Annotated in this window: 20 protein-coding genes; 10 read left to right on the top strand and 10 right to left on the bottom strand. The window is 68.4% G+C overall.

The annotated features are described in order from the left end of the window. The first annotated feature begins 8 nt into the window (after nucleotides 1-8). The 9 genes from gspG (at nucleotide 9) to tal (ending at nucleotide 6546) form a co-directional block, all read left to right on the top strand. A complete protein-coding gene (gene gspG, locus B4920_RS01995) occupies nucleotides 9-437 on the top strand; it encodes a type II secretion system major pseudopilin GspG (protein ID WP_079432920.1) in 429 nt (142 codons plus the stop codon). After that, nucleotides 434-958: a prepilin-type N-terminal cleavage/methylation domain-containing protein gene (locus B4920_RS01990; RefSeq protein ID WP_139379403.1), complete on the top strand. Its 525-nt coding sequence runs from the start codon at nucleotides 434-436 to the stop codon at nucleotides 956-958. Before gspG ends, B4920_RS01990 begins: the two co-directional genes overlap by 4 nt. Beyond that, entirely contained in the window at nucleotides 955-1341 is a 387-nt protein-coding gene (gene gspI, locus B4920_RS01985) for a type II secretion system minor pseudopilin GspI (RefSeq protein ID WP_079432918.1), read from the top strand. The genes B4920_RS01990 and gspI overlap by 4 nt, the downstream gene beginning before the upstream one ends. Next, nucleotides 1338-1940, top strand: coding sequence for a type II secretion system minor pseudopilin GspJ (gspJ, locus tag B4920_RS01980; protein ID WP_079432917.1), 603 nt, complete (start codon nucleotides 1338-1340; stop codon nucleotides 1938-1940). Before gspI ends, gspJ begins: the two co-directional genes overlap by 4 nt. Then, on the top strand, nucleotides 1940-2908 hold the full coding sequence (gene gspK / locus B4920_RS01975; RefSeq protein WP_079432916.1) for a type II secretion system minor pseudopilin GspK: 969 nt from the start codon (nucleotides 1940-1942) through the stop codon (nucleotides 2906-2908). The genes gspJ and gspK overlap by 1 nt, the downstream gene beginning before the upstream one ends. After that, on the top strand, nucleotides 2905-4122 hold the full coding sequence (gene gspL / locus B4920_RS01970) for a type II secretion system protein GspL (RefSeq protein ID WP_079432915.1): 1218 nt from the start codon (nucleotides 2905-2907) through the stop codon (nucleotides 4120-4122). The genes gspK and gspL overlap by 4 nt, the downstream gene beginning before the upstream one ends. Beyond that, complete coding sequence (gene gspM, locus B4920_RS01965) at nucleotides 4119-4637, top strand: type II secretion system protein GspM (RefSeq protein WP_079432914.1); 519 nt, start codon at nucleotides 4119-4121, stop codon at nucleotides 4635-4637. Before gspL ends, gspM begins: the two co-directional genes overlap by 4 nt. A gap of 3 nt (nucleotides 4638-4640) precedes the next feature. Next, the gene (gspN, locus tag B4920_RS01960) at nucleotides 4641-5393 is read left to right on the top strand and encodes a type II secretion system protein N (RefSeq protein WP_079432913.1); all 753 of its coding nucleotides are present in this window, start codon (nucleotides 4641-4643) and stop codon (nucleotides 5391-5393) included. Between the two features lie 73 nt (nucleotides 5394-5466). Beyond that, nucleotides 5467-6546 carry a transaldolase gene (gene tal, locus B4920_RS01955; protein WP_079432912.1) on the top strand — a complete coding sequence of 360 codons (1080 nt, stop codon included), beginning with the start codon at nucleotides 5467-5469 and terminating at the stop codon, nucleotides 6544-6546. Nucleotides 6547-6682: 136 nt separating this feature from the next. Here the strand turns inward: tal and B4920_RS01950 are convergent, their stop codons facing one another. The 9 genes from B4920_RS01950 to B4920_RS01910 all read right to left on the bottom strand — a co-directional run bounded on the left by B4920_RS01950 (nucleotide 6683) and on the right by B4920_RS01910 (nucleotide 14929). Further along, nucleotides 6683-7147, bottom strand: coding sequence for a DUF192 domain-containing protein (locus tag B4920_RS01950; protein ID WP_079432911.1), 465 nt, complete (start codon nucleotides 7145-7147; stop codon nucleotides 6683-6685). Between the two features lie 100 nt (nucleotides 7148-7247). Continuing rightward, the gene (locus B4920_RS01945; RefSeq protein WP_079432910.1) at nucleotides 7248-7883 is read right to left on the bottom strand and encodes an rRNA large subunit pseudouridine synthase E; all 636 of its coding nucleotides are present in this window, start codon (nucleotides 7881-7883) and stop codon (nucleotides 7248-7250) included. 61 nt (nucleotides 7884-7944) lie between these two features. Next, complete coding sequence (locus tag B4920_RS01940) at nucleotides 7945-9117, bottom strand: fatty acid desaturase (protein WP_079432909.1); 1173 nt, start codon at nucleotides 9115-9117, stop codon at nucleotides 7945-7947. 175 nt (nucleotides 9118-9292) lie between these two features. After that, complete coding sequence (locus B4920_RS01935; RefSeq protein WP_254050811.1) at nucleotides 9293-10591, bottom strand: mechanosensitive ion channel family protein; 1299 nt, start codon at nucleotides 10589-10591, stop codon at nucleotides 9293-9295. Then, complete coding sequence (locus B4920_RS01930; protein ID WP_079432907.1) at nucleotides 10557-11183, bottom strand: phospholipase D family protein; 627 nt, start codon at nucleotides 11181-11183, stop codon at nucleotides 10557-10559. Before B4920_RS01930 ends, B4920_RS01935 begins: the two co-directional genes overlap by 35 nt. Beyond that, nucleotides 11183-12442, bottom strand: a complete 1260-nt coding sequence (locus tag B4920_RS01925; protein WP_079432906.1) for an RsmB/NOP family class I SAM-dependent RNA methyltransferase — start codon at nucleotides 12440-12442, stop codon at nucleotides 11183-11185. The genes B4920_RS01930 and B4920_RS01925 overlap by 1 nt, the downstream gene beginning before the upstream one ends. Before the next feature lie 104 nt (nucleotides 12443-12546). Continuing rightward, a complete protein-coding gene (locus B4920_RS01920; protein ID WP_161493222.1) occupies nucleotides 12547-13614 on the bottom strand; it encodes a DUF3108 domain-containing protein in 1068 nt (355 codons plus the stop codon). Between the two features lie 7 nt (nucleotides 13615-13621). Then, complete coding sequence (gene purN / locus B4920_RS01915; RefSeq protein WP_079432904.1) at nucleotides 13622-14269, bottom strand: phosphoribosylglycinamide formyltransferase; 648 nt, start codon at nucleotides 14267-14269, stop codon at nucleotides 13622-13624. Nucleotides 14270-14278: 9 nt separating this feature from the next. Continuing rightward, nucleotides 14279-14929 (bottom strand): DedA family protein, encoded by a 651-nt coding sequence (locus B4920_RS01910; protein ID WP_079432903.1) that lies wholly within the window; start codon nucleotides 14927-14929, stop codon nucleotides 14279-14281. A gap of 129 nt (nucleotides 14930-15058) precedes the next feature. On the opposite strand from B4920_RS01910, the gene B4920_RS01905 reads away from it, so the two are divergent. Beyond that, a complete protein-coding gene (locus B4920_RS01905; RefSeq protein WP_079432902.1) occupies nucleotides 15059-15862 on the top strand; it encodes a hypothetical protein in 804 nt (267 codons plus the stop codon). 149 nt (nucleotides 15863-16011) lie between these two features. Here B4920_RS01905 and pepN read toward each other — a convergent pair whose 3' ends face one another. Beyond that, nucleotides 16012-18702: an aminopeptidase N gene (gene pepN / locus B4920_RS01900; protein WP_079432901.1), complete on the bottom strand. Its 2691-nt coding sequence runs from the start codon at nucleotides 18700-18702 to the stop codon at nucleotides 16012-16014. Between the last annotated feature and the right edge of the window lie 225 nt (nucleotides 18703-18927).

Raw genomic sequence — 18927 nt, 5'->3', positions numbered from 1 at the left:
ACGTACCGATGCTCAATCGCCTCCGCCGCAACCGCGGCTTCACCCTCATCGAAGTGATGGTCGTCATCGTCATCCTCGGCGTGCTCGCCGCGCTGGTGGTGCCGAAGGTCATGAGCCGCCCCGACGAAGCCCGCGTCGTCGCGGCCAAACAGGACATCTCGGCGATCATGCAGGCCCTCAAGCTCTACAAGCTCGACAACCGCCGCTACCCCAGTGCCGAGCAAGGCCTGCAGGCCCTCGTCGTCAAGCCGACCTCCGCGCCGGTGCCGGAAAACTGGAAGGCCTACCTCGACAAGCTGCCGATGGACCCCTGGGGCAAGCCCTACCAGTACGTGATCCCCGGCCTGAAGGGCGAGGTGGACGTGATGAGCTTCGGTGCCGACGGCGTGTCCGGCGGCGAAGGCTTCGACGCCGACATCGGCTCCTGGAATCTGTGACGACAGCTCCCGCCACCCTGGTGGCGCCCCCACGGGAGCATCCCCGGAGAGGCCACGCCGGCTTCACCCTCATCGAGGTAATGGTGGTGCTGGTCATCATGGGCGTCATGTCCACCGGCATCAGTCTCGGCCTTGACAGCCTGCGCGGGCGTGACGCCGACCAGGCCCTCAAGCGCCTGCGCCTGGTACTGGAAGCCACCGCCGACCGGGCGGCGGTCCGCGGCCGGCCGATCGTCATCGAGTTCCTGCCGGACGGCTACCGCTTCTCGGCCCTCGACCCGGACGACAACTGGCGCCCTCTCAACGATCCGCCGGTGTTCACCGAAAAGACGCTGCCCGGCGGCCTGTACTGGTCCGGGCTGCGCATCGACGGCCAGCCGGAAGCGGCGACGCCGCGCCTGCAGTTCGGCACCCAGGCGCCCGAATACGAACTGCGCATCGCCACCCCCGGCGGCGAGGCCCGCCTGATCGGCAAGGCCAACGGCGACGTGAGCCTGGCCCTGCCGGGCCGCAGCTCATGATGCGTCGCGGTGCGCGCCAGACGGGCGGTTTCACGCTGCTCGAAACCCTCGTCGCGCTGGCCATCCTGGCTATTGCGCTGACCGCCGCCTTCCGCGCAATGGGCGTCACCGCCCAGTCTTCCGCCGAACTGCGCGAACGCCTCGTCGGCGACTGGATCGCAGAAAACCGCTTGGCCGAACTGCGCGCCACCCAGGCCTGGCCCAACGCCGGCACCAACGAAGGCACCGCCGAGCAGGCCGGGCGCAGCTACCGCTGGCGCGAGGACGTGAAGAACACCGCCAACCCCCTGTTCCGCCGTGTGGACGTCAGCGTCTTCAGCGAGGAATCGGATCAGCACGCCATCGCCCGCCTGAGCGGCTACTTGGCGAGGCCACTGCGATGATCCCCATCTTGCGCAGCCAGCGCGGCCTGACCCTCATCGAGCTGATGGTGGCGCTGGCGATCTTCGCGATCCTCGGCGTGCTGTCCTACCGCGCCCTGTCCGAGGTCGCCACCAGCCGCGACCGGCTGGAGACCAATTTCGAGCGCTGGCGCGCCATCGGCCGTAGCATGCAGCGCATCGATACAGATCTGCTGCAGGCCGTCGCGCCTGGCGATCAGCGCGGCGCAGCCGGCGTGCCGACAGCGGCAACCAGCACCAGCACGCCGGCCATGCTCCTCGGCCGCGCAGCCAACGGCGGCGGCCCGGAATTCCAGTTCCTGCGCCTCGACGACAGCCGCGGCGTACGCCGGGTCGGTTTCCGTCTGGTGGACGGCCGCCTCGAATGGCTGCGCTGGAGCGGCCGCGAGCCCCTTGGAGAACCGGCTGTGGAGCCCCTGCTCGACAACATCCGCGACCTGCGCTGGCGCTTTCTGTACAACAACAACCGCTTGGACGCCTGGCCGCCGGGAGACCGCCGCGCCGCGCTGCCGGATGCAGTGATCCTCGAACTCGATCTGCCTGACGTGGGCACCATCACGCGCATGATCGCCCTCCGCTGATGAGCTGCCGTCCTTCCCCCCCCGTTTTCGGTCCGCCCCGCCGACACGGCACCCAGCGCGGTGCCGCGGTGATCCTCGCGCTGCTCACGGTAGCCCTCGTCGCCGGCATCGCCGCCGCCGCGGTCGGCGACCTGGGCGTCGCCATGGATCAGGTGATGGGCCGCCACGACCAGGCCCAGGCCCGCCTGCTGGCCCGCGGCGCCGTGGACTGGGCGCGCAACGTACTGGCCGAGGACGCGCGCACGAACTCGGTGGACCACCTCGGCGAGAGCTGGGCCGTCAAGGTGCCACCGACGCCAGTGGAGGAAGGCGAGGTCAGCGGCGAACTGCAGGACCTGTCCGGACGCATCAATATCAACAACCTGGTCCAGGTGGATGGCGCCAGCCTGTTCGAAGTCGAGCAATTCCGCCGCCTGCTGGCCATCGTCGGCGTCGGCGAGGGAGACGCCCTCAACCTCACCTCGGCCCTGCTCGACTGGCTCGACGCCGACGACACGCCGCGCCTGCCCGGCGGCGCCGAATCGTCCTGGTACGAAGCCCAGACGCCGATCCGCCGGCCTGCCAACGGACCGCTGCTGGCGGTCAGCGAGCTGGCCCAGGTGCGTGGCTTCACGCCCGACCTGGTGGCCCGCCTGAGCCCCTTCGTCGCGGCACTGCCCGCCGACAGCAAGATCAACGTCAACACCGCACCGGCGGAAGTCCTCGCCGCAGCGATTCCTGGCCTGAGCCTCGACGCCGCCCGCCTGCTGATCGTCCAGCGCAGCCGCGCCTGGTTCAAGGACCTGCCGGACTTCAAGGCCCGCCTGCCGTCCCAGGACCTCAACCCCGACACCAACCGGCTGGCCACCACCAGCCGGCATTTCCTCGCCACTGGCCGCGCGCGCTTCGGCGTCTCCATGGTCCGCATGGAGGTCCTGCTGGACCGCGAGCAGCGCTGGCCCACTATCGTTTGGCAGAAACTGCTATGACCCGTCTCATCCTCGCCATCGACGAGCACTGGCCAATCCGGCCGGACTGCCCCTGGGCGCTCCTCGGCCCGGATGGCCAGCCGCTCTCCGAGGGCCGCTCCGAGCCCCGCCACTGGCCGGCCGCCGACGCATGCGAAGTCATCCTCACCGGCCCCCAGTGCCTGTGGCTCGAAGTGCCCCTGCCGCGGGCGACCCGCCGCGACCTGCCGCGCCTGCTGGCCTACGCGCTGGAAGACCGGCTGCTGAAGGATCCGGACAGCCAGCACCTCACCGTCAGCCATCGCCGTCCGGCCGACGACGGAGAACGCGATCTGGCCGGCGTGCTGGTGGTCGCCCGCGAACGCCTGCGCCTCGTGGTGGCCCAGCTTGCCGCCATTGGCCGGCAGCCGCAACGCGTGCTCGCCGAGCTGCAGGCCGCCCCGGCCGACCACGACAGCTGGCAGCTGAGTCTGTCCGCCGACGGTGCCATCCTGCGCACCGGGCCGAACACCGGCCTGGCCATCGACGGCGACATCCTGGTGCCGCTGCTGGCCCAGCAGGCCGGCACGGCGCGGGCCGCCAACACAGCCCCGTCCCGCATCGACGTCCACGTGGCAGCCGACGCACCGACGCCCGACCTGGCAGGACTGCAGGTCGAAACCGGCATCGAAACAGCGGCCGCAGAGCCCTACCGCTGGTGGCAGGGCGCCGACCGCAAGGCCGCCAACCTGCTGCATGGCGACTTCGCCCCCCACGCCCGCGGCGGCGCCTGGCTCGGCCGGCTGCGTCCCGCGCTGGCCGTCGGCGGCGGCGCACTGGCCCTGTGGCTGGCCGCCAACGTGGGCGAGGTACTGTGGCAGAAGCAGCGTCTCGGCGACATCGAAGGACGCATCGAGCGCGTCTACCGCAGCAGTTTTCCGAACACCCCGGTGGTCGCACCGACGGCCCAGATGCGTCAGCAACTCAACCAGGAACGGGCCCGCCACGGCCTGCTGCGGGACGACGATGCGCTGGCCCTGCTGGCCCAGGCCGCCGAAGCCCTCGGCACCGACGCGGCGGCCGGCATCGTCGCGCTGCGCTACGAGGACGGCCGCCTCGACCTGACCCTCGGCGGCGGCGCGGCCGCCCGCGCCGAAGCGGTAGTGGGCCTGCTCGCCAGCCGCGGCCTGCTCGCCGACCTGCGCCGGGACGGCAACGCCCCTCATCTGCTGCTGCGCCGGGAGAACCTGCAATGAACGCCACCAAGTCCGCCGTCGGCAGCGCCGCGATCGGCCCAATCACCCGCCTCGTCACCGCCTGGCAGGGCATCAGCCCCCGGGAACGCCGCCTGGTGCTGATCGCCGGCGCCGTCGTCGCCGTCGGCCTCACACTGAGCCTGCTCGACTGGACCCGCCACGAACGTGCCCGCCTCGACCGCAGCCTGCCGCGCAGTGCCGCGCAGTTGGAACAGGTCCAGGAATCGGCCACCGAAATCGCCCGACTGCGCACCCAGCCCCCCTTGCAGGCCCCCGCCGGCCCGGCCCTCCTCGAAGCCGCCCAGACTTCAGCCAAGAGCCGCGGCCTGGGCCTGACGCTGCAGGCCGGCGGCGAAGGCCTGCATGTGAAAGGTCAGGCGCCCTTCGACGAACTCGTTACTTGGCTGGCCGCCGTGCAGCGCGACCAGGGCCTGCGCGTGCTGCGCATGGAAATCCAGCAGCAAGGCCCGCAGGCCAGCATCGACGCGGTGCTGGCCGGACCGTCCGCCCCCTGAGCCATGCTGCGCAAAGCCTTCGTCTTCGCACTGTTGACACTGATCCTGCTGATCGCCAAAGCCCCCGCCGGGCTCATCGACCTGCTGGTGGCCCACCTGACCCAGGACGGCCTGCGCCTGCAGCAAGCCGAAGGCAGCCTGTGGCGGGGCCACGGCGTGCTGGCCAGCCGGGATGCAAATGGGCGCAGCCTGAAACCCTGGCTCCCCCTGAGCTGGGACTTCGACGCCAGCGCCCTCGTCCGCGGCGCTGCCGCCTGGTCCCTGGCCAGCAGCAGCGTACCCGTCGGCCACATTGAGGCGGGCCTGCGTGGCCTGGATGTGAGCGGTTTCAGCCTGCACGCCCCCGCCGATGCGGCGCTCGGCCCCATCCCCCACCCCGCCGCCCGCGCCGGCTGGCAAGGCGACCTGACCGTCGAAGCCCCGGCCTGGCACTGTCCGCCCGACGGCCGCTGCTCGGGCGAAGCCCGCCTGCTGTGGCGGGGCGCGCGCAGCGCGCTGTTCCCGGGGCGCCAGTTCGGCGACTACGAGATCCGCCTGAATGCCCAGAACGGCCTGGTCCGCTACACCCTGCAGACCCTCGCCGGCGAGGTCGTCGCCAACGGCAGCGGGGAAGCGGCCCCAGGCCAGATGCCCCGCTTCGACGGCACGCTGAGCGGCGAACCCGAGTTCCTCAACCGCCTGCCCGCCATCGCCGGCGGCGCTGCCCGCCCCACTTCCCAGCCCGGGTATTTCGAGATCCACTGGCCGCCGCGCTGACTTTCATCTGCCACGGGATTCCGCCAGAATGGTGGAATCATTCCGAACCACTGCCACGCCGAAGCCCGCATCCATGAATCCGATTCAAGCCGCCCGTGCCGCCGGCCAGCAAGTCTGGCTGGACAACCTGTCCCGCGCCCTGATCAACGAAGGCCTGCTCGCCCGCCACATCGAAAATGGCGTGGCCGGCGTGACCACCAATCCGGCGATCTTCCACAAGGCCATCGCCGATGGCCACGACTACCGCCCGGCGCTGGATGCGCTGAACGGCGAGAACCTGTCGGCCGAGCAGCGCTACGAGCGCCTGGTGATCGAGGACGTGCAGCGCGCCTGCGACCTGATCCGCCCGGTTTTCGACGCCAGCCAGGGCGATGCCGGCTACGTGAGCCTGGAAGTCTCCCCGGCCCTGGCCGATGACGAGGCCGGCACCGTCGCCGCGGCCCGCCGCCTGCGCGCCGCCGTCGCCCGCGACAACCTGCTGGTCAAGATCCCGGCCACCGCGGCCGGCGTGCGCGCCATCGAAACGCTGACCGGCGAAGGCGTCAGCATCAACGTGACGCTGATGTTCTCGCTGGGCCATGTGGATGCCGTGGCCGGCGCCTACCAGCGCGGCCTCGACAAGCTCGCCGCTGCCGGTGGCGACGTGTCCCGTGTGCGCTCGGTGGCCAGCGTCTTTCTGTCCCGCTGGGACAGCCTGATCGACAAGCAGCTCGAAGAGATCGGCAGCGACGCCGCCCTTGCGCTGCGCGGCCAAGCCGGCGTGGCGCTGGCCCGCCAGGCTTACCAGCGCTACCTGGCGCGCTTCCACGGCGCGGGCTTCGCCGCCCTGACCGCCAAGGGCGCCCGCCCGCAGAGCATGCTGTGGGCCAGCACCGGAACCAAAAACACGGCCTATTCCGACCTGATGTACGTCGAACCGCTGATCGGCGCGGAAACCGTCAACACCCTGCCCGACGCCACGCTGGCCGCCTTCGCCGACCACGGCCAGGTCCGTGCCGGCACCGTCACCGAGGATGTGGACGGCGCCGCCGCCCACATCGCCGCACTGGCCGCCCTCGGCCTCGATCTGGAAGTCCTCGGCGAGCGTCTGCAACAGGACGGCCTGGCCCAGTTCGCCACGGCCTTCGGCAAGCTGCTCGAACTGACGGCCTGAGCCTTCACCCGCTCCAATGACAAAGGGCGCCGCAAGGCGCCCTTGTCGTCTGGCCCTCCGCAACGGAAGCCAGGTTCAGGCTGCGCCGGGCGAATGAATGACCCCATCCCACCACGCCCTGCCTGCCCCCAGACGCTCAGCGCGCCGCCCCCGCCAGCCGGGCCACGCCGTTGATCGTCGTACCGGCACCAATCCCCTTCTGCTTGAACCAGCCCAGGTTCATCTCCAGCGCAAAGCGTGCCGGTCTGGCCGCGCAGTGGTTGTCTTCGGTCTGCGGCTGCATGTCCTCGATGTTGAGGACACGCCCCTGCTCGTCCATGAAGGCCACCGACAGCGGCAGCAGGGTGTTCTTCATCCACATGCAGTGACGCTGGGACTCAGTGAACGCGAAGAGCATGCCGTGGTTCTGGGGCATGCTCCTGCGCTGCATCAGGCCGCGCATGCGGTCTTGCTGGGTGAGGGCGGCTTCGGCCTCGATGCGGTACATGCCGACCGAGAGTTCGGTGAGCGGCATCTCGCCATCGGCGTGGGCGACGAGGGCCGACAGCGCGAGGGACGCTGCGGCGGCGACGGAAGTCAGAGAACAGCGGATCAGGGCCATGGTAGCGACAGAAAGAAAGTTACTGTTGGGGCGAATTCATTCGCCCGTGGCGGTCATTCAAACGACTCAAGGGCGAATGAATCCGCCCCAACAATCAGCTTCAAGCAACGCGGGGCCGGCGGCGCGGTTGACCGGGCTTGCCGGGCCGTGTCGCCGCAGCCGCCGCAAGCGGGAGACGGCTCCGCAGGCTCGCCGGCACCGGCGTCTGCTGCCATTCACCCGGCGCCAGTTCGGCCAGCGACCAGTCGCCGATACGCTGGCGGATCAGGCGCAGGGTCGGGAAGCCAACCTTGGCGGTCATGCGCCGTACCTGGCGGTTCTTGCCCTCGCGCAACACGATCTCGATCCAGCGGGTCGGAATCGCCTTGCGTTCGCGGATCGGCGGATTGCGCGGCCACAGCCAGCCCGGCTCGTCCACCAGGCGTGCCTCGCAGGGCTTGGTGACGAAATCGCCCAGATCCACGCCGGCGCGCAGGCGGGCCAGCGCCGCCTCGTCGGGCACCCCTTCCACCTGCACCAGGTAGGTCTTCGGGAGCTTGTGCTGGGGATCGGCAATGCGCTTCTGCAGCCCACCGTCGTCGGTCAGCACCAGCAGGCCTTCGCTGTCCGCATCGAGGCGGCCCGCCGCATACACGCCGGGCACCGGGATGAATTCAGCCAGGGTCCGCTTGCCCGCTTCACCGGTGAACTGGCACAGCACGCCGAAAGGTTTGTTGAAGAGAATCAGGGTAGACACGGCAGGCTCCAGAAACGACAAACCCGCCTCGCGGGCGGGCTTGCAGAGGTGCGGGGCAAGATCAGACCGCGTAGCGGCGCAGGCGCCGGGAGAACTCTTCCAGCTGCTGGATACCGCTCTGCTCGGCACGGGCGATCCAGTCCTGCAACTGCTGCAGCAGCTGTTCCCGGCTGGCCGTGGAGCGAGCCCACAGGGCCGTCAGTTCCTCACGCATGGTCACCACCGTCTGCAGCCGCGCATTGGCCTGCAGCAGGGACGCCAGGCGCTTGCTCTCGTCGGCGCACAGCTGGCCATGCTCGGCGGTCAGCCAGCGGCGCAGCTCCTTGACCTTCAAGCTGCCGTCGGAGTGGGCCTTGAGCGCTGCGAACTCCTCCTTGGCGATGACTTTCAGGGACTGCACGTAGCGGGTCATCACATCGTAGCGGCAGGTGATGATGGCCTGCAGCGTGTCGAAATCGGGCCGCGCCTTGGCAGCGCCGAAGCGCGGCGTCGGGATGGTCTTCTTCACGCGCGCCAGGCCGAGGATCTCGAGAGTCCGGATATACAGCCAGCCGATGTCGAACTCATACCAGCGCGCCGACAGCTTGGCCGAGGTGGCGAAGCTGTGGTGGTTGTTGTGCAGTTCCTCACCGCCGATCAGGATGCCCCACGGCAGCAGATTGGTGGAAGCATCCGCGCAGTTGTAGTTGCGGTAGCCCCAGAAGTGCCCCAGGCCATTGACGACACCGGCGGCCCAGAACGGGATCCAGATCATCTGCACGCCCCACATCAGCACGCCGGGCCACACGCCGAACAGCGCGATGTCGATGCCCAGCATGATGAAGATGCCAGTCTTCGGGCAGGCCGAGAAGAGCTTGCGCTCGATCCAGTCGTCAGGCGTACCGTGGCCGTAGCGGGCCATGGTTTCCGGGTTGCGGGATTCCTTCACGTACAGGAACACGCCGGTCCACAGCACCTTGTTGATGCCGTGGATCTGCGGGCTGTGCGGGTCTTCGGCGGTCTCGCACTTGGCGTGGTGCTTGCGGTGGATGGCCGCCCACTCCTTGGTCACCATGCCGGTGGTCAGCCACAGCCAGAAGCGGAAGAACAGGGAAGGCAGCGCGTGCAGCTCGAGGGAGCGGTGCGCCTGATGGCGGTGCAGGAAAATCGTCACCGCAGCGATGGTGACGTGGGTCAGTGCCAGGGTGATGGCCACATAGCCCCACCAGGGTAAATCGAACAATCCGGAAAACATCGAGGCCTACGATCCTTCGTTGGGTAGTGCGCCGATTCTAGTCGAGTCCCCCAGGCAAACCAAGGTGAAAGCGTGGCCAAAAGTCAAAAAAGCCCCACCAGGGGCTTTTCAGCAACACTGAAATATGCTTGGCCACACACCCCCGTTGGGGCGAGTGAATTCGCCCCAACGGAGCTTAGACGCTGGCCTGCGGCGCGACGGGGTTGAGCAGCCGCACTTCCCGCTGGGGAAAGGGGATCTCGATCCCCTCCTCGCGAAAACGCCGCCACACCTCCAGGTTGATCGCCGAGCGGATACCCAGGGTGCCCTCGTGGGGGTCCTTGATCCAGAAGCCCAGTTGCAGGTTGATGCCGCTGTCGGCGAAGGACTCCACGAAGGCACCGGGACCGGGATCGTCCATCACCCGCGGCTGGAGCTTGGCGGCCTCGACGAGGATGGCCATCGCCCTTTCCAGGTCGCTGGTGTAACTGACCTGGATCGGCAGCGCGATGCGCACCTTGGGGTCGGTGAAGGTCTCGTTCTGTACCACCGAACCGACCAGGGTCTCGTTCGGCACGATGGACTCGATGCCGGTCATGCCCTTCAGCACCGTGTAGCGGGTGGTGATCTGGCTGACCACGCCGCGCTCGTTGCCGACCGAGATCAGGTTGCCGAGGCGGATCGAGCGGTCCAGCAGCAGGATGAAGCCCGACACGTAGTTGGCGGCGATCTTCTGCATGCCGAAGCCGAGGCCGACACCAAGCGCCCCGCCGAATACCGACAGCGCGGTGAGGTCGATGCCCACCAGCGGCAGGCCGATGGCCACCGCCAGCACGATCAGCGCCGCCTTCACCAGGCGCGCAAAGACCAGCTTGAGATTGGAATCGAGCCCCTCGGTGTTCATCAGCCGCGTCTCGATGACGCCGCCCAGCCACAGGGCCGCCAGCACCGTCAGCAGCACCGTCAGCGCGCCCTGCAGCAGCATCCACAGGTTGAGCCTGGCCTTGCCGATCGTGAAGTCGATCTGCTCCAGCCCGTCGATGACGGTAGGCAGCACGCCGCTGATGTGCAGCGCGACGATGATCCAGGCGGCAAACGCGAAGAATTTTTCGAAGGCGGCCAGCCAGCCTGCCTGCGGAAAGGCCCGCTTGATCGCATGCACGGTCAGGCGGATCGCCGCCATGGCCAGCAACAAGGGCACCGCCAGGCGGAAGAGGTTCACGTGCTGCCAGTTGCTGAGAATGATGCGGGCAAACAGCACCAAGCCCAGCGCGGTGGCCGGAAAGATCACCCGGCGCAGACTTTCCTCACCCGCGCCGCGCCGCAGCTGTGGATTGGCCTTGAGGCGGCGATGCAGGAACACGCGGATCTGCCTCGTGATCAGTCCGGCCAGCGCCAGGCACAGGACCAGCACGCCCACCTGCCAGAACACGGAGGGCTGCTGCAGGTCGTCCCACAGGTCAGTCAGCAGATGCGCGATCTGATTCTCTTCCACTCTCTCTCCTCTTGCGTTCGGGCAGATCGTCCAGGCTATGCACCACCTGGGCCTCGGCGCGCTGGCGCTGCCAATTGTCGGCATACACGCGGACCAGCGCCGGATTACCGCGCAGCACCAGCAGGTTCTCCGCGTTGGACAACCTGGCCGCCCGGGTAAAGTTGTAGGACCCGGTAGCCAGCGCCGCGCGCGGCGAATCCGGGTCGAAGATCATCACCTTGTTGTGGGCGATGTTGTAGCGGGTCTCCACCGCCACCGGAATGCCGGCGGCCAGCAGAGCGGGCAGGACACTCGGCGAGGCCGGCCGGTTCATCTCCGCATCCAGCATCACCTCGACCTTCACGCCGCGCCGTTGGGCGTCGATCAGCGCGTGGGCCAGCGGCTTGCTGGTGAATAGATAGGCCTGGACCAGAATGCGTTCCCTGGCCTCGCTAATCGCTTTCAGCAACACCGCTTCCGGATCGTTCCACGGGGAGAAGGCAATCTCCACCTTGCCCTTGGCGCTCACCGTCGTGGACGGATCCCGCTCGAGGGCGCGGGCCTGAACCGCGCACAGCAGCATCAGGCCCGCCAGCAGCAGGCGGAGCGGCATCAGGCCTTGCGCTCCAGCACCGCGGCGAAGAAGCCGTCGGTGTCGTGGCTTTGCGGAGTCAGGCGCAGTTGCTCGCCACACTCGACGGTAACGCCCTGCTTGGCCAGCACATCCTGCGCGTTCAGCAGCACAAAACCTTCGTTGGCGGCCAGGAAGGCAGCGACGATGGCCTCGTTCTCCTCCGGCAGCAGGCTGCAAGTGGCGTACACCAGGCGGCCGCCCGGCTTCACCAGGCGTGCCGCACTGGCCAGGATGGCGGCCTGCTTGACGGTCAACTCGGCCAGCGCCTCCGGGCTCTGGCGCCACTTCAGGTCGGGGTTGCGGCGCAGCGTGCCGAGGCCGCTGCACGGAGCATCCACCAGCACCCGGTCGATCTTGCCGGCCAGGCGCTTGACGCGCGGATCGTTCTCGCTGGCGATCACCACCGGATGGATGTTGGACAGGCCGGAACGGGCCATGCGCGGCTTGAGCTTCGACAGGCGCTTGTCGGACACGTCGAAGGCGTACAAGCGACCCGTGTTGCGCATCAGCGCGCCGAGCAACAGCGTCTTGCCGCCGGCGCCGGCGCAGAAGTCGACGACCATCTCGCCGCGCTTGGGCTGCAGCAGGAAGCCGAGCAACTGGCTGCCCTCGTCCTGCACCTCGAAGCTGCCGTCGAGGAACAGCGGGTGCTTCTGCAGCGCCGGCTTGCCTTCCAGGCGCACCGCGGTGGGGGAATAACGCCCCGGCGCACAGGCGATGCCGTCGGCCTTGAGGCGCTCGACCAGCGCGTCGCGCTCGATTTTCAGGGTATTGGCGCGCAGGTCCAGCGGCGCCGGACGGTTGAGGCTCTGGGCCAGCGCGACGACCTGCTCGGGGCTCAGGGTGGCGAGCAGGCGCTCGGCCAGCCAGTCGGGCAGATCGGTGGATTCGGCGAGGCTCAGCTCGCCGGCGTCGCGGCCCTTGATCTCGGTGAAGTAGTCGATGTCACGGCCGTGCAGCCCTTCGCCCAGCTGGCGCAAGGTGGTGCCTTCGACGCGGGCCAGCCAGGCCAGGATCAGCTGGCGGGTGGAAGCCTCGGGGCCGCACAGGCGTTCGAGGGTGCGCTTGCGACGCAGCACGCCATAGACCGCCTCGGCGACGAAGGCCCGGTCCCGTGCGCCCAGCTCGCGCAGGTCCTTGAAATAGCGGGACAGCACCGAATCGGCGGGATACTCGAAGCGCAGCACGGTGCGCAAGGCCTGGCTGGCGGACTGGATCTGGGCGGGGGTGATGGTCATGGGAATTCGTTACTCTTGCTTGTGGGGGCGAGCATGCTCGCCCAATGGAGCGGACCGGGGCCGGCGAAGCGGCCCCGAATTATTTATTGGATTTGCCCGCGATTTTACTGCGGGGCGTGTTTGCCGAGGTCGACGCCGGTGGCGACCTGGTCGAGTACGTCACCGTTCTTGTCGGTGATCTTCAGGCGTATCGGCAGATTGGCGTAATCGCGGGCCAGCCAGATGTCGATCTTAAGCTCGCCGCGGTGGCCGGTGCTGCCCAGATGATAGGCGGACACCTTGCCGGCCGGCACGTCGAGCTCCTCGAGGCCGAGGTTCTCGATCACCGAGCGCACCGCGCTCTTGCCGGTCACCACCAGCAGCTCGGCGCGGGTGAAGCCCTCCGGCCGCAGGGCCAGATCGTGCATCAGGGTCAACACGTCCTGGTCGCCCTCGGCCAGCGCAAACTCCCGCCGCCGCTCGCCGGCCGTCAACACCACCTTGCCGGCGGCCCAGTCGAAGTCGGCCTTCTCCTTCAACTGGCCGTCCCGTTCGACGGTGAAGGCGTCCGGCAGCAGGCCGTTGGGGCCGATACGCCCCTCGCTGCGCTGGATCATCTTGAAAGGCCGCAACAAGCCGATGAGGCCGGCGGTCTCGACCACCGTCTCCATCGAATAGTGGTCCTTGTCATGCGTCCACGCGTGGGTGGTGCGGCCGATGATGAAGTTGCGCTCGCCGCGGATCACGTTGTACTGGACCCGACCGGACCTGGCCCAGCCAGCACCGTAGCCCGGTGCCGACAGCTTGCCGCCGGCGCCCTCCCCCGACGCCTTATCGGGCGTCGGCGCTTCCGGTGCCCCGGCGACAGGCGGTGTTTCCGGTCTGGCCTCCACCGCCGGCCCCGGGGACGTTTCCGGAACCGGCACCGCCTCGATGGCCGCCGTTGGATCGGCGACGGGCCGCGGCGGCGCAGCCGGTCGTCGGGGGGCAGGCTTGCTTGCGGCGGCAGGCTGCTTGTCCTCCCGCAGCGTCGGCTTCGGCAAGGGCGTCAGGCGCGCATCCAGCGGCGGCAGCACGCTCACCTGCTCGGAGGGCAGCCGCCAGGACGGGCCGACCAGTGCGATCCCGTGGGCCAGCAGCGATACCGCGATCGCGACGGCGAGGGTCGAACCAGCCCGGCGGAATAAGGCCATCGACGGTTCAGGCCTCGACCGGCGGCACCGTCCAGCCGGCGGGGCCGACCAGCTCGTCACGGACGCGGACGCGCTCTTCGGCATCGAAGCTCAGGCGCCCGTCGACGAACCAACGCACCGCCTGCGGGTAGATGCGGTGCTCCTGCACCAGCACGCGGGCGGCCAGCGTCGCTTCGTCATCACCAGGCAATACCGGCACCACGGCCTGGACCACGATGGGGCCGCAGTCAAGGGTCGGCGTCACGAAATGGACGGTGGTGCCGTGCACGCGCACGCCGGCCTCCAGTGCCCGCCGATGGGTGTGCAGGCCCGGGAAGGACGGCAGCAGGCTCGGATGGATGTTGAGCAGGCGGCCGGCGTAGCGGCTCACGAAACCGTCGGTAAGCACGCGCATGAAGCCCGCCAGCACCACCAGGTCGGGGGCCAGCGCGTCGATGGCTGCGGCCAGTGCGGCATCGAAGGCTTCGCGGTCCGGGTAGGCCTTGTGATCCACCACCCGCGTCGGGATGCCACGCTCGGCGGCAAAGTTCAGGCCGGCCGCATCGGGCCGGTTGGAAATGACACCGGCGATGCGGGCGCCGGGAATCGCAGCGGCAACGATGGCCTCCATGTTGCTGCCGCGACCGGAGATCAGGATGACGATGTTTTTCTGCATGAAGAGTCCTCAGCTCGCCGCCCGCGCCGTGGAGCGGCCGCGCAGCCAGCCGATGAAGACCGGCAGCAGCGAGATGGCGATGATGCCGAGGATCACCGCCGACAGGTTGTTCTTGACCGCCGGCAGGTTGCCGAAGCCGTAACCGAGCAGGCTCAGGGAGAAGATCCAGATCGCGCCGCCGAGGAAGTCGAGAGCCACGAAGCGCGGGTAGGTCATGCGCGCCACGCCGGCCACGAAGGGCGCAAAGGTGCGCAGCAGCGGCAGGAAGCGGGCGATGATGATGGTCTTGCCGCCGTGGGATTCGAAGTAGGCGTGGGTCTTGTCGAAGGCCTGGCGGTTGAACAGGCGGGAATTCTCCCAGCGGAACACCTTGGGCCCGATGGTGTGGCCGATCCAGTAGTTGGTGTTGTCGCCCAGTACCGCGGCGGCCAGCAGTACACCGCACAGCACGCCGATATCCATACCCCCGGTGGCGGCCAGCGCACCGGCAACGAAGAGCAGCGAATCACCGGGCAGGAAAGGGAAGATCACCAGTCCGGTCTCGCAGAAGATGATCAGGAACAGGATCGCGTAGATCCACGTGCCATAGTTGGTCGCCAGGTCTGCCAGATGGACATCCAGGTGCAGGACGATATCGATGAAGGTAGTCAGGAGTTCCATTGCCGCGCCGCAAAAAGAAGGTGCGATATGATACCGGAGCGCGCCGGGGCCCGCTCACGGGTGCATAATTCGAAGTGTCTGTGCGGCACCGCAACACGCGTGCCGAACCACCGCATCCGGAGCCTTGCCATGTCCGTCGACCGCAATTCCGTCTCCCCTTCCGAGTCCGCCGATGCCGGCCAGCTGGCCGGAGCCCTCGCCGATACCCTCGAAGCCATCGAGTGGCTCGAACGTTTCGAGCGCCCCTACCTGCTGGCCCGCTACCAGGCCAGCCTCGGCGAACTGGAAGTCCGCCTGCTCGGCCTCAAGGTCGAGCACCGGGCCTACCGCAGCCGTGTCGAGCTCGGCCACGCCCGCCTGCGCCGCGGCGAGCCCCTGAGCAGCCTGGCGCTGGCCGCCATCGAACGCGCCGTGGCCTCCGAAGTGCTGGCCTGGCAGGCCCTGGAAGCCGACCATACCCGTGTGCTGGCCGAGAGCCAGCGCCACCCCGGCGGCCGTCCGCCCCTCGATCCGGCCCGGGTCACCCGCTGCCGTTCCGCCTGGCGCCGTCTGGCGCGCCACCTGCATCCGGAGATCCGCCCCGACGAAGCACTGGCCGAGCGTTACTGGAGCAAGGTGGACGACGCCTATCGGGACATGGACGCCGGTCTGCTCGACGCGCTGGCGCCCTTCATCGAGCGGGAAGTCGCCACCGCGCAACGCCCCTTCCCGGCCGGTGCCGCCGCGCGCCTGGGCAATCTCCTCGACATCCGCCGCAAGCGCCTGTCACGCATGAGCAGCCAGGCCCCGTTCTGCTGGGCCGACGACCTGGAAGACCCGGAATGGGTCGCCGAAAAGCAGGCCGCGCTGGCCACCGAGATCGAAACCGAATCCGACGCCCTCGCCGCCCTGGTGCTGGAATTCGCCAGCATGTCGGCGACGACCATCAAGTAGAACGCCGCCGGCGCACCTCGACCTCTACGGTGGCATCGACCCGTAGGGACGAATTCATTCGCCCACGGACTTCTATCAATCGACTGAGGGCGAATGAACTCGCCCCCCCTGCGAGCCGCCACGCGGGCGGCAAGCCCCGCCCGGGAACGTCAGGCCAGCGCCTTGCCGACGATCTCCGCCACATCGGGCGACAGCCCCTCGTCCTTCGCCAGCGTCTCGAAGACCGCGCGGATGCGTGCCTGAATCTCCGGCGTGAACTTGCGCCAGCCTTCCAGCGCCCGCGCCATGCGTGATGCAACCTGCGGATTGCTCTTGTTAAGGGCACGCACCTGCTCGACCCAGAAGGCGTAGCCGGCGCCATCGGGCCGGTGGAACTCCGCCGCGTTGCCGCGGAAGTAGCCGCCCAGCAGCGAATACACCTTGTTCGGGTTGGACAGGCTGAAGGCGGGGTTGTCCATCAGCGCGCGCACCTGCTCGAGGGTCGCCGGCGCCGCCTCAGACCAGCGCCAAGCGCTGGCCTGCAGCAGGAACCACTTGTCGAGGACCAGCGCGTCATCCTTGTACTGCTCATGGAAGGCCGCCAGCGCATCGAAACGGGCCGGGGCGTCGCTCTGCACCAGCGCGGCCAGGGCGCCATAGCGCTCGGTCATGTTGCCGGCGTGCTCGAACTGCTTCTGTGCCAGGTCGATGGCAGTGGCGCCACCCCAGGCAGTCAGGTAGCGCAGGCACAGGTTGCGCAGCGCCCGCTTGCCGGCATCGGCCGGGTGATAGCGGTAGTCGCCGTCCACTTCCAGGTCGAGGTAGCGGTCGAGGAAATCGGCCTGCATCGCGTGGCCCAGTTCGCGCATCAGGTGCATCAGCGCGGCACGCAGTGGCGCCGGATCTGCCTGCGGCATGCACTCCAGCAGATAAGTTTCGGCAGGCAGCGCGAGGATCTCGGCCAGGAAGGCCGGGTCGAGGGATTCATTGACCAGCAGCGCCCGGAAGGCGTGGCCGAAGGCCTGTGGCACTTCCAGCTGGCGGCCGGCGGCGGCATCGGCGGCCAACGCCAGGATCACCCGCTCCATGTAGCGCTGGGCAGCGTCCCAGCGATTGAAGGGATCGCTGTCGTGGGCCATGCGGAAGGCCAGCCGCGCGTCGTTCTCGTCGACTTCGAGGATCACCGGCGCCGAGAAGCCACGCAGGATCGACGGTACCGGCTCGGCGGCGAGGCCGGTGAAGCGCCAGCTCTTGCTGGCCTCCTTCAGTTCGAGGATGCGGGTGCTGTCGCCGGCACGGGCCTCGCCTTCCAGTTGCAGCGGCAGATCCTTGCCATCCGCGCCAATCAGGCCGACGGCCACCGGGATGTGCAGCGGCAGCTTGTCCGCCTGGCCCGGGGTCGGTGGCGTGCGCTGGCTGAGGGTCAGCGTGTAGCTGCCGTCGGCCGCATCGAAAACGCCTTCGGCCTTCAGGCGCGGCGTGCCGGCCTGGCTGTACCAGCGCATGAAGAGATCCAGGTCTGCACCGTTGGCTTCCGCCATGCAGCCGACGAAGTCGTCGCAAGTCACCGCCTGGCCGTCGTGGTAGGAGAAGTACAGGTCCATGCCGTTGCGGAAACCCTCCTTGCCGAGCAGGGTGTGCAGCATGCGGATGACTTCGGAGCCCTTCTCATACACCGTGGCGGTGTAGAAATTGTTGATCTCCTGGTAGCTGTCCGGGCGGATCGGATGGGCCATCGGGCCGGCATCCTCCGGAAACTGGGCGCTGCGCAGCACGCGCACGTTGGCGATGCGCGTCACCGCCCGGGCCGAGGCCGCCGCCGCGGGCGAATCCGACGCGCGGGCCAGCATGTCCGCCGAGAACTGCTGGTCGCGGAAGACGGTGAGGCCTTCCTTCAGCGTCAGCTGGAACCAGTCGCGACAGGTCACCCGGTTGCCGGTCCAGTTGTGGAAGTACTCGTGGGCGACGACGCTCTCGACGTTCTCGTAATCCACGTCGGTGCCGCTCTGCGGGTTGGCCAGCACGTACTTGGTGTTGAAGATGTTGAGGCCCTTGTTCTCCATCGCGCCCATGTTGAAGTCGGACACGGCGACGATCATGAAGCGGTCCAGGTCGAGCTCCAGCCCGAAGGTCTCCTCGTCCCAGCGCATCGAATGGATCAGCGATTCCATCGCGTGATCGACGCGGTCCAGGTCACGCGCCTCGACCCACACCTGCAGCAGCACTTCGCGGCCGGACATCGTGGTGACGCGGCGTTCCAGCGCCTTCAGGTCGGCGGCCACCAGCGCGAACAGGTAGGACGGCTTGGGGAAGGGGTCTTCCCAGCGGGCGAAGTGGCGGCCGTTGGGCAGGCTGCCGGTTTCCAGCAGGTTGCCGTTGGACAGCAGCACCGGACACAGGGCCGCGTCGGCCTCCAGGCGCACGGTGTAGCGCGCCATCACGTCCGGACGATCGGGGAAATAGGTGATGCGGCGGAAGCCCTCGGCCTCGCACTGGGTGTAGTAGCCGCCCCGCGACCGGTACAGTCCGGACAGGGTCAGGTTGGCCGACGGATCGATGCGCGTGACGATCTCCACCACCACGCTGTCCGCATTCACGTCGATCTCCAGGCCGGACCCGGTTTCGCGCAGCTGGCCGGGCGCCGGCTCGGCGCCGTCGATACGCACCGAAACCAGGGTCAGCCCGTCGCCCAACAGCACGATGGGGCCGGCGTCGCTATCCGGGTTGCGCACGCAGCGCATGCGGTTGGTGACGAGGGTGGCCTGAGCTTCGAGGACGAAATCCAGGTCGACGGTTTCAACGCCGTAGGCGAGCGGCCGATAGGCCTCGCGGCGGATGGGCGAGCCGTTGGGGGTACGCATCGGATGTCCTTAGTCTTGTCTTCGCGAAAGCAGGGATTCTAGCCCGCGCACGCGCCGCGCAGGACAAGGGGAAAAGTGAAATCCGCACACTGCCCCCCGTTGGGGCGAGTTCATTCGCTCTCTGTCGGTCGAACAAGCACTGAGGGCGAATGGATTCGCCCCAACGAACAAGCCACCGAAAGATTCGACAGCCGCCGGGAACGGTGCCAAAGTTCCGCCCCAATC

Origin of the sequence: Zoogloea sp. LCSB751, assembly GCF_002028455.1 — a bacterium.
GTDB lineage: Bacteria > Pseudomonadota > Gammaproteobacteria > Burkholderiales > Rhodocyclaceae > Zoogloea.
The sequence above is the reverse complement of the archived record's forward strand: the minus strand, read 5'-3'. Positions and strand labels throughout refer to the sequence as shown.